The following is a 10,079-nucleotide window of genomic DNA, read 5'->3' as shown; positions in this document are numbered from 1 at the left end:
TCGAAGTTTTTCGCTTAGTATCCGCTACGTGGCGAAGCTAGCGAGAGCGTGCCCCAAATTTAGACCTATATTGCTTAGAAAACTATTTTGATTTTACAGCCCCTATTTAAAGTAAAAATTCCGCCAGTAAAACGTTGGAAAGATTCATGCCCACTTCGGTAAAACGATAGTGGGCATTGTCATGTAGCAGGTAGCCTTCCTTACATTGCTTTTCCAGCACAGCACCGAAAATCTTATGCATATCGATGGAAAAGCGTTTCACAAAGTCGATTTCGGAAACGCCGGCGGTTCTTCGTAAGCCAAGGTAGAAGAACTCCTCCATTTCCTCTTCTTTCGTTAAGACTTGCAGGTCTTCACAAAGCTGTTCCTCGATGGAGGGACGGCTTTTTTGCTTTTGCGAACTTGGAAAAGTAGAAGAGGAAGAAGTCTCGTCAAGGCTTTTTTCAACAGGCCTTTGCCTCGACTCGACAGCGGAAGAATCTCCTTTTTCGAAAAAGGGTAAAGAAAGGTATAGGGGCAGCTTATTGCTATTCTTCCACCGCTTATGCTGGAAGTAGGAAGAGGCGTGAATACCGAAGCCCAGGTAGGGAACATTGGACCAGTAGCCGTAGTTATGCACGGAAAAAAAGCCCTCCTTGGCATAATTACTGACCTCGTAGGGAGACATGCCCATTTTACCGGTCCATTCCTTCGTCAGGGCATCCATTTCCAAAAGCTCTTCTTCGGAGGGGATGGGCAGCTTTCCTTCTTTGGCTAAGGCATAAAAGCGGGTTCCTTTTTCGATGATTAGGTTGTAAATGGAAAGGTGCTCCGGCTTTAGGAGGCTGATGTTTTTTAAGGTTCTTTTATAGCTTTCCGGAGTCTGCAAGGGAATCCCGTTCATTAAATCAATGCTGATATTTTTAAAGCCCAGCTTTCTGGCCTCCTGATAGGCGGTAAGGAAGGTGGAAAATTGATGCTCCCTTCCCAGAAAACGAAGCTCCTCCTCCCGGGTACTTTGTAAGCCGAAGGACAGACGGTTAATGCCGGAGCGCTGATAAGCGTCCAAAGCCTCTTTACTTGCGGATTCCGGGTTGCACTCAATGCTAGCTTCCCAATCGGAATAGATAGGATAGCAGTTTCGGATGACTTCCATGGTCTTTTCAATTTCTTCGTATGGTACGGCACTGGGGGTGCCTCCGCCGATAAAGAGGGAGAGGACCTCATACTGCCCCTTTTGAAAATCCCTGCTTCGCCACTCCAATTCCTCCCGGAGCTTTGCCATGTAGGCGATTTTTTGTTCCTCCCCGGAAGGAAAGGAGAGGAAATCGCAGTAGGCACATTTTCTTGCACAGAAAGGGATATGTAGATATAATGCAAGAGGTTTTTTCCCTCGTTTTTCAAATGATTCCAGCAGAGTACGGTACTTTTCCATGGAGATTCCTTTCAATGTTTTCTCCACTTTAGCACAGAGCATTTTTTTCGGCAAGGAGGACAGTTTGGGATATAAAAAAGGAGAAAGAGAAGAGTTTCTGGATGCCCAGAAGAAGATTCAGGAACAGCTGAAAGAGAAGAGTTTTCTGCCTCTTTACCTTCTCTATGGGGAGGAGGATTATTTGCTGTCCTATTATAAGAAAGCCTTCTTTCAAGCCTTTTCGGAAAATGAAGGCATCAACTGCATGGTGGTGGAGGAGCTCCCCCCTACGGATGAACTGATTTCCGCGGTGGAAACCCTGCCCTTCTTCGCCCCATACCGCCTTATGGTTTTTCAGGGAAAATGTACCGGCAGAAAAAAACTTTCAGAAGATTTTATACAGTATTTGAAAAACAGCCCCAAAGAAACAGTCCTGCTGTTTATTGAAGAAAAAGTAGACAAACGAAGCAGTCTCTATAAGGTGGTGAAGGAGAGAGGACTCTGTCTTGCCTGTATGGAGCAGGACCAGGCCTTTCTCCAGCGTTTTGCTTTGCAGCAGTTGAAAAAGGAAGGAAAGAAGATTCGGGAAAATGTCCTCGGACTCCTCCTATCCAGAAGTGGCAGCAGTCTGTATCGAATTGTCAATGCCTGTAAGAACTGCGTGGATTATATTGGAGATGGAGAAGAAATCACCCAAGAGGCGGTGGAGGCCGTGGTGGAGAAGCTGCCGGAGGACAGAGTTTTTGATTTGATTGAAGCTTTAGGCCGGGGGGATCAGGAAAAGGTCTTTCAATATTACGGAGACCTTCTGCGTTTAGAGGAAAAACCTGCGAAAATTCAAAATCTGATTCGAAAAAATGTGGAAAAGCTGCTTGTGGTTAGAGAATATTTGACAGAAGGACTTCGGGAGAGAGAGATGGAAACGCGGCTTTCCATGGATTCCTGGAGGGTTCGAAAATATATCGCCCAGGCCAGAACCTATACCCAATCCGGTTTGCAGAGTCTCTTCCATAGCCTGCTTCGCTTGGAAGAGGAAAACAGGAAGGGAAGAATCTCTGACAGCCTTGCCCTGGAGCTTCTTCTAGCCAACCAGGCAGAGAATCTTTAGAGAAAATCACTAAAAAAGCATAAAAAACCGATTTTTTTGCGATTTTGTAAGAGAAATGAAAGAAAAACAGAATTCCTCTGTGCTAGAATGCAAAAAGCAAGGAGGATTTTTATGCTTAAACAAATCAAAAAAGGAATCGTTTTTTCCTTGAGTAGCCTGATGTTACTTTCTTCCTTTTCCATTGTGGGAAGGGCGGAAGAAGTGGGAGCGCCCCCTGTAGCCAAAGAAGATGTTATTGAATTTACAGATATCCCTGAAGGACTTGCCAATGAAATCAGTCAGGGAACAGCAGAAAGTGCAAACTATACAAAGGGTGCATCCCTTGGAAAGTTCCAGCTGGTAGGATACAGCGGAGACGGAATGACCTATTCCGGAGCAAAAACCCAAGCGAAGCATACCATTGCGGCAGACTTAACGGTACTGCCATTGGGAACCAAGATTTTTATCGGTGATACCGTATATACCGTGGAAGACATTGGTTCCGGTGTAAAGGGAAAGATGGTGGATATTTACTTTGACACCATGGCGGAAGCCAGAGCCCTTACCCAGAAGGGAAGAGTTTACGAGGAAGTTTTCGTGGCGGTTCCCAAACAGTAAGATTTTGGATTTATTTTTGTCCTATACCCCCCAAAAAAATGCGTAAAAAAAGACCGATAAACTGGCGTTAGCCAGGTTTATCGGTCTTTTTTACGCTTTTTCCTCTAATGTTTGTGATTTCATAAAAAATTAGTCCTGATTTTTTTCAAGTGTTAAGGAATGATAATAATCGCAAATAATAGTTCCTGACAAGATAAGTATCAGGGGGAATGAAAATGCATTTAGCAACTTATAAAAAAATATAGGAAAAAGGATGTTTTCTTTTGGGAAAGTATTTAAATCCGGAGCAAAGGCTTGGAAGATTAAAACAATAAGCAGAATAAAATATCTCCAAGTATGTCTTAGATACGAAGGATAGTTTTTGCTGTTCATTTTAAACCCTTTCAAATTTAACAATCACATTTACAATTATGGTAACAATAGCAATAGCAAAAATCAATTAGTACAAGTTAACAACAAATTATCTTAATATTAGTGCAAGATGATTCAAAATATTGCAATTAAATATACTAAAAGTATTGTATTATATTAAGAAATAATTCAAAATATTACGCATTATAAAATCCAATCAAAGATATAGTGAATCCTTAAGAAGGTAAAATCAGAAGTAGAATAAGAATAGATTGAAGCCCCTCCCTCAATCGCCTATAATTCTTTTATAAAAAGATAAATGATAAAAAGAAGAAAAAACATTGGGAAAGGAGCGGGCAGGAATTCATGGAATTTACCCGGGAGCAAAGACAGGCGATAGAGACAGGGGCGGAGAAGGCCCTGGTGGTGGCGGGACCGGGCTCCGGAAAAACCACCGTTCTTACGGAGCGACTTTGCACCCTATTGGAAAGGGGAGTTCCGGCGGAAAAAATCCTGCTTCTTTCCTTTACCAGAGCTTCCAGTAAGGAAATGGAGGAACGTTTTTTTCGGAAAATGGGCATTAGGGCGGGAAGACCGAGATTTTCCACTATCCATGCCCTCTGCTTTTCCTTACTTCGAGAAGACCTGGGATACAAAAAAGAAGATCTTGTAAACCTTTATGAGAAAATGGATTGGCTTTCCCAATACTATCTGGAAAAGGGAATTCTTCGGGAGGAGGTACAGGAACTGCTTCCCGGCTTGATTGCCCAGATTTCCTACTTTAAATCCATAGGGGAAAGGGAAAGAATTGCCTACCTGCAAAAGGAGAAGCAGGAGGATTTTCTGGCCCTCTATCATTTTTATGAAGAGAGCAGGAAGAAGAGGGGAAAGCTGGATTTTGAGGACCTTCTTTTAGAGGTGCTCCGCATCTTAATGGAAAAAGGAGACTTGGCAAAGGCCTGGCAGAGTCGTTTTTCCCATATTTTGGTGGATGAATTTCAAGACCTTTCTCTGGTGCAATATGAGATTATCAAGGCTTTGGCAAAATCTCCCAATGCCCTCTTTGTGGTGGGGGATGAGGATCAAAGCATTTACGGCTTCAGAGGAGCAAGTCCCGGCATTCTTCTCTCCTTTACCAAGGATTACCCGAACTGCGAAAGGATTTTTTTAAGTGATAATTTCCGTTCCTATCGGGAAATCGTGGAGCTAAGCAAGAGGCTCATCGGAAAGAATAAAGAACGTTTTCAAAAGAAGCTTCAGGGCAGACAGGGAAGCGGGGGGAAGGCTAAGTATTACGCCTTAGCCACCGGAAAGGAAGAAGCAAAACTTTTGGTACAGCATATCGAAGAAGCGAAGGAAGAGGGTTGTCCCTTGGAAGAGATGGCTATTCTTTGTAGAAGCAGAAAGCAAATCCCCGCCTTATTGCCCCTCTTTATGGAGCGAGGCATTCCCTACAGTCTTACGGAAGAGGTGCAAAATGTCTTTCAGCACTTTGTGGGAAAGGATATTCTGGCCTATCTTCGTTTGACTATAAATAAAGAAAGCAGGGGAGAGCTTTTACAAATTCTGAACAAGCCTTACCGAGGACTACTTCGAGAGAAAATTCAAAGGGAGGAAAGCCCCTTTTCAGATTTGAAAAAGGCTTATAGAGGAAGAAAAGAGGAAAGGGCTTTGATTCTTTTAGAAAAACAGCTTCAGAAAATGCAGGAGCTGCCGGTACAGGAAAGAATCCTTTATATCCGAAAGGATATGGGCTATGAGCAGTATTTGGAAAGCTTCGCCAAGAAGAAAAACCGGGACTTTGAGGAATTGCAAAGTCTCTTGGAGGAGCTTACAGCCATGGCGGAGCAGACGGAGGGGGTAGAAGCCTTTTTCCGTTTTGTGGAGAAATTCAATGGGGACTGCCTGCAAAGACAGAAGGAAGAAAGCGGAGAAGGGGTTCGGATTATGACCTACCACGGGGCAAAGGGGCTGGAGTTTGATGAGGTCTTCTTGCCGGACTGCATCGAGGGGATTATTCCGGACGGAAGAGCCAAAACCCAAGAAGAACTGGAAGAAGAAAGACGAAGCTTTTATGTGGCATTGACCAGAGCCAGAAAGAAAATTCACATCTATGTCACAAAAGAACGATACAGTAAAAAGGTAAAGCCCTCCAGGTTTATTCCGGAGCTTTTAGGAGGGTAGGAAGGGGCGAAATGGAAAAGATTAAGATTTTGGTGGTGGATGATGAAGAAAGAATGCAGAAATTGCTGAGTGACTTTCTGAAAATGAAGGACTACGAAGTGCTTTTGGCCGGAAACGGAGAGGAAGCCATTGATTTATTTTTCAAGGAGAAAAGCATTGCCCTGATTATTTTGGATGTGATGATGCCGAAAATGGACGGCTGGACCGCCTTGAAGACCATTCGAGAGCATTCTAAAGTTCCTGTGATTATGCTTACCGCCCGTTCCGAGGAGAATGATGAGTTAAAGGGCTTTGACTACGGGGCGGATGAATACATTTCCAAGCCCTTCTCCCCGAAGATTCTGGTGGCAAGAGTAGAGGCCTTGCTTCGCCGTTCCGGGGTGCAGAAGGAAGAGCTTTTGGAGGTGGGAGGCATCGTGATTGATGAGGCAGCCCACAGTGTTACGGTGGACGGAAAGCCTATAGAGCTTAGCTTTAAGGAATATGAGCTTTTGCAGTATTTTGTGGAAAATAAGGGTATTGCCTTGTCCAGAGAAAAAATTCTTAACAACGTTTGGAACTACGATTACTTTGGAGATGCCAGAACCATCGATACCCATGTGAAAAAGCTTCGTGCCAAGTTAATGGACAAGGGAGAGTATATCAAGACGGTTTGGGGCATGGGCTATAAATTCGAGGTGGAATAGGAGGGTATCTTGGCTGAAAAATGTCGAAAACGAAACAGTTTGCAAAGGCGCTTTACCCTGCTTTTTGCCTTTGTATTTTCCATGCTTTTGATTCTGCTTCTGGTGGGAAACAGCTTTTTTCTGGAAAGCCTTTATGAAAAACGAAAGGTGCATGTGCTGGAGAAGGCTTATATGGAGCTGGATCGGATATTGCAGCAGGGAGAGGGCTTTTCCAAGGACTTTCCCACGGAAGCGGAAAGTCAGGAAGGGAAGGAAACTGCCGCCAGCAAATACGTTCGCTTTTTAACGGAGAAGGAAAATATCTCCATTATCGTGATGGATGACAGTAGCGACGGGGTGTATACCTCCTCTGCCAATCCCCAGTCTTTGATTCGCAGGCTTTATTCTTATATTTTTGGGAAGGCGGATGGAGATACCCAAAAGATTTTGAATAAGGGGGATAATTTTTCCATTGTGAAAACCAAGGGGGAAAACAAGGAGACGGGGTACCTTGAGGCCTGGGGATATTTTTCCAATAACAGTACCTCCTTTATGATGTCCATGCCCCTGGCCAGCTTAAGGGAAGCGGTATCCTTCTTTAACTATCTTCTCTTATTTTTAGGAGGCAGTATTTTGCTCTTCGGTACCTTGGCGGTGTATTTTACCGGACGAAGAGTGACAAGACCTTTAAAGGAGCTGGCAAAACTTTCCCAAAAGATGAGCCAACTGGATTTCACCGCCCGTTTTCAGGAGAGCAATCTGGAGGAAATCGAGGTTTTGGGAGAGTCCATGAACAGCCTTTCTCAAAGGCTGGAGGATACCATAGGAGATTTAAAAAAAGCCAACAATGAACTGCAAAGCGATATAGAAAATAAAAATCTGATTGATCAGAAACGACAGGAATTTGTGGCCAATGTTTCCCATGAGCTAAAGACCCCTATTGCCCTGATTATGGGCTATGCGGAGGGATTGGGAGAGGGACTTTGTGAAGATGAAGAAAGCAGAGCCTATTATTCCTCCGTGATTGTGGATGAGGCGAAGCGAATGAACCACATGGTAAAGGAATTGATGAGTCTTTCCGCCATGGAGCAGGGAAAGGATTTACCGGATTTCAGTCTTCTGGATATGGCCAAGCTTACCAAGGGGGTACTCAGCACCATGGAGATTCTTTTGAAACAGGAAGGGATTTCCGTGGAGGTGGATATTCCGGAGGGGCTTTTCCTTTGGGGGGATGAGTTCAAGGTGGAAGAAGTCTTGATGAATTATCTGCAAAACGCCATTCACCATGTGGGAGAGCCGAAGCAAATCAGTGTTTATACGGAAAATCGTGGACAAAAGACGGTGGAAATCCATGTACGAAACACCGGAAATCCCATTCCCGAAGAGGATTTACCCAGAGTATTTGAGAAATTTTACAAGGTGGATAAGGCCCATTCCCGTTCCTATGGCGGTTCCGGTCTGGGACTTAGCATTGTAAAGGCCATTATGGACAGCCATCATCAGGAATGTGGCTGTAAAAATACTTTAACCGGAGTGGACTTTTGGTTTACTTTGGAAAAGGGAGAGATGGGAAAAACTTAATTTCTTTGAAATTATGATGCAAAATAGTATTTCTATGCTATACTGTAGAAGATTCTGAAAGGAGGACTTCATGGAGAATATGAACAACATGAACAATTATGAAAATGATAATATGCAGAACTGGCAGCAGCAGGAAATTCCTTCCTACCAGCGTGAGATTTCCAGAAGGCAGTATAATGTACTGATTGGTGCGCATCTGCTTTATGGTCTGGCCTTGACAGCCTTTTTATGTTTGAAGCTACCGTATATTTTCCCGCAGGTTTATTCCGTACATCCGGTGGTATTTAGCTTAGGATTTTTAGCTACCTGCCTTGTGGGAGGATGGATTGCCAGAAAGGAAAACTACCTTCTATCTATCCTTGGCTACACGATGAATGTTCTGTGCTTTGGTGCTCTTCTTTCTTTGACCACTATGTTTTATCCGGCTCATCTGATTTTTATTGCGGCTGTATTGACCTTCGTAGTGGTTTTAACCATGACGGTTGCTGCAGTTTTCATGCCAAATGCGTTTCTCTCTATGGGAAAGGCACTTTTCATTGCTTTAATCGGCTTGGTAGTGGCTGAAGCGGTAACTTTCTTTATGGGAATTTTTTATCCCGATATTTTCTTACTAATCGGCATTTTTATCTTCTCCTTGTATGTGGGATATGATTGGGCTAGGGGACAGCAGTATCCCTCTACTCCCAGCTATGCTTGCTACACCGCATTACAGTTGTATATGGATATCATAATCCTCTTTAAGCGTATCCTTCTCTTGATGGGTAGAAGAAGATAATACTGAGAAACGAAAGAGCTGTAAGTAAGCGAACAGGATAAGGATATTTTGCATTCGTAATAAGTTCAGAATTTTTAAAGGAATTTACCATGGAAAAGGAAGACAGGGATGTTGGTCTTCCTTTTTTCTCGCAAAGAAAGTATTGTGTTTTTTGAAAAAAGGCACAGCAAACGAAAAGAGAATTAAATGAAAGAAGATGCGTTGCAAAGTGAAGGCCTGGGAAGAGAAGACTCAAAAGAAGGAAATCTCCGAAGAGAGGACACGCAGATAGAGAGTCTGCAAATAGAAGAGCTGCAAAGGGAACTTAGCGTTTTGATGCAGGAGATGCTGTTAAAGCACCAGGAATCAGATGCGGAAATCTTTCGGATTTGGTGGGAGGAGGAAGGACGAGAGGAACGTTATTTTTCCCTCCAAAGAAGAATTGAGGAACTGGAAGAAGCGGAATGGAAGAAGAGAATTCTTCCCTATGCCTATGAAGAGGAAGTGTTTCATGAAGTGTAAGCATTGTCAAAAGGAAATCGAAGACTCGGCTACAGTATGCCCCTATTGCAAGACTCCCGTCATTCGTATTACGCCGAAAAAGGTCTGCGGATATTGCTATACGGAGCTAAAAAAGGGGGACAAGACCTGCAAAGGCTGTGGCAGGAAGATTCCGGAGGAGCTTTTAAAGCTTTGGGCGAAAGAGGCAAAGTCTTCGCAAAATTCTCAAGAGCAGGAGGAAAATAAGGAGTATAGGGAAGATTCCTTGGACAAGCAGAATCCTTCGGAAAAAAGAGAAATTCTTCTCTTTTCCAAAAAGGGGAGGGAGGAAAAGCCAAGTGCTCCGGATCAGGAATTTTTATGCCTGATGTTAAGCATTTGTCCGCCCCTTGCGGCGGTAATCTTTCGCCTTCTCTTTTCTTCCACAGGATTTCTACCCTGGCAGATAACGATTCTTTTCGTATACTGTCTTTCTTCCATGGCCTTGGCGTATTTTTTGGAAGGAAACATTGCCAAGCGTTGGAAAGAGGAGAAGGGGAAGACGCTGGGAGAAGGATACAGGAGCTTGTTTTATCTTTGCCCTCCGGCGACCATTTACTTCCTTCTGAAGGAAAATGAGAAGAACCAATTTTCCTTCTTCCTGGTTTTACATTTTGCTTTATTATTACTCTGCTTTTTGCCCTTTTATTGATTTTCGGAAAATGAAGGTGGATAGAAAGGAAGAAAAGCTTCTGAATAATCGAAGGAGTTATGAAAGAAGAAAAGCTTCTGAATAATCGAAGGAGTTATGAAAGAAGAAAAGTTTTTGAATAATTGAAGGAACTAAGAAAGGAGAACAACTTGATCTATTCCTTTTTTGCCCTGCTTTCCCGAATGAAATATATTGACCGCTGGGCTTTGATGCGAAATGCCAGGGAAGAGAATCTTTCCGAGCATTGTCTGGAG

General features: G+C 43.4%; 10 protein-coding genes. 9 read left to right on the top strand and 1 reads right to left on the bottom strand.

What is annotated here, in order from left to right; translation table 11 throughout:
- Positions 1-106 precede the first annotated feature (106 nt).
- Positions 107-1,414, bottom strand: coding sequence for a radical SAM family heme chaperone HemW (gene hemW, locus RYL27_RS09175; protein ID WP_314966740.1), 1,308 nt, complete (start codon positions 1,412-1,414; stop codon positions 107-109).
- A 64-nt stretch (positions 1,415-1,478) separates the two neighbouring features.
- Between hemW and holA the strand changes: the two genes are divergently transcribed.
- The 9 genes from holA to RYL27_RS11475 form a co-directional block, all read left to right on the top strand.
- Complete coding sequence (gene holA, locus RYL27_RS09170) at positions 1,479-2,501, top strand: DNA polymerase III subunit delta (protein WP_314966738.1); 1,023 nt, start codon at positions 1,479-1,481, stop codon at positions 2,499-2,501.
- 111 nt (positions 2,502-2,612) lie between these two features.
- Complete coding sequence (locus RYL27_RS09165) at positions 2,613-3,098, top strand: 3D domain-containing protein (protein ID WP_040649514.1); 486 nt, start codon at positions 2,613-2,615, stop codon at positions 3,096-3,098.
- Between the two features lie 717 nt (positions 3,099-3,815).
- Positions 3,816-5,633 (top strand): ATP-dependent helicase, encoded by a 1,818-nt coding sequence (locus tag RYL27_RS09160; RefSeq protein WP_314966736.1) that lies wholly within the window; start codon positions 3,816-3,818, stop codon positions 5,631-5,633.
- Between the two features lie 11 nt (positions 5,634-5,644).
- Complete coding sequence (locus RYL27_RS09155; protein WP_314635113.1) at positions 5,645-6,319, top strand: response regulator transcription factor; 675 nt, start codon at positions 5,645-5,647, stop codon at positions 6,317-6,319.
- A gap of 9 nt (positions 6,320-6,328) precedes the next feature.
- The gene (locus RYL27_RS09150; RefSeq protein WP_314966733.1) at positions 6,329-7,879 is read left to right on the top strand and encodes a sensor histidine kinase; all 1,551 of its coding nucleotides are present in this window, start codon (positions 6,329-6,331) and stop codon (positions 7,877-7,879) included.
- A 70-nt stretch (positions 7,880-7,949) separates the two neighbouring features.
- Positions 7,950-8,654 carry a Bax inhibitor-1 family protein gene (locus RYL27_RS09145; RefSeq protein WP_007157983.1) on the top strand — a complete coding sequence of 235 codons (705 nt, stop codon included), beginning with the start codon at positions 7,950-7,952 and terminating at the stop codon, positions 8,652-8,654.
- Positions 8,655-8,840: 186 nt separating this feature from the next.
- Positions 8,841-9,155 (top strand): hypothetical protein, encoded by a 315-nt coding sequence (locus RYL27_RS09140; RefSeq protein ID WP_314966731.1) that lies wholly within the window; start codon positions 8,841-8,843, stop codon positions 9,153-9,155.
- Positions 9,145-9,825 (top strand): zinc ribbon domain-containing protein, encoded by a 681-nt coding sequence (locus RYL27_RS09135; protein WP_040649755.1) that lies wholly within the window; start codon positions 9,145-9,147, stop codon positions 9,823-9,825. Before RYL27_RS09140 ends, RYL27_RS09135 begins: the two co-directional genes overlap by 11 nt.
- Before the next feature lie 149 nt (positions 9,826-9,974).
- Positions 9,975-10,079 (top strand): YfbR-like 5'-deoxynucleotidase (locus tag RYL27_RS11475; RefSeq protein WP_314966741.1); only part of this gene is annotated, 105 nt, incomplete at its 3' end.

This window comes from Oribacterium sinus, from assembly GCF_963537195.1.
GTDB classification, from domain to species: Bacteria; Bacillota; Clostridia; order Lachnospirales; family Lachnospiraceae; genus Oribacterium; species Oribacterium sinus_A.
The sequence above is the reverse complement of the archived record's forward strand: the minus strand, read 5'-3'. Positions and strand labels throughout refer to the sequence as shown.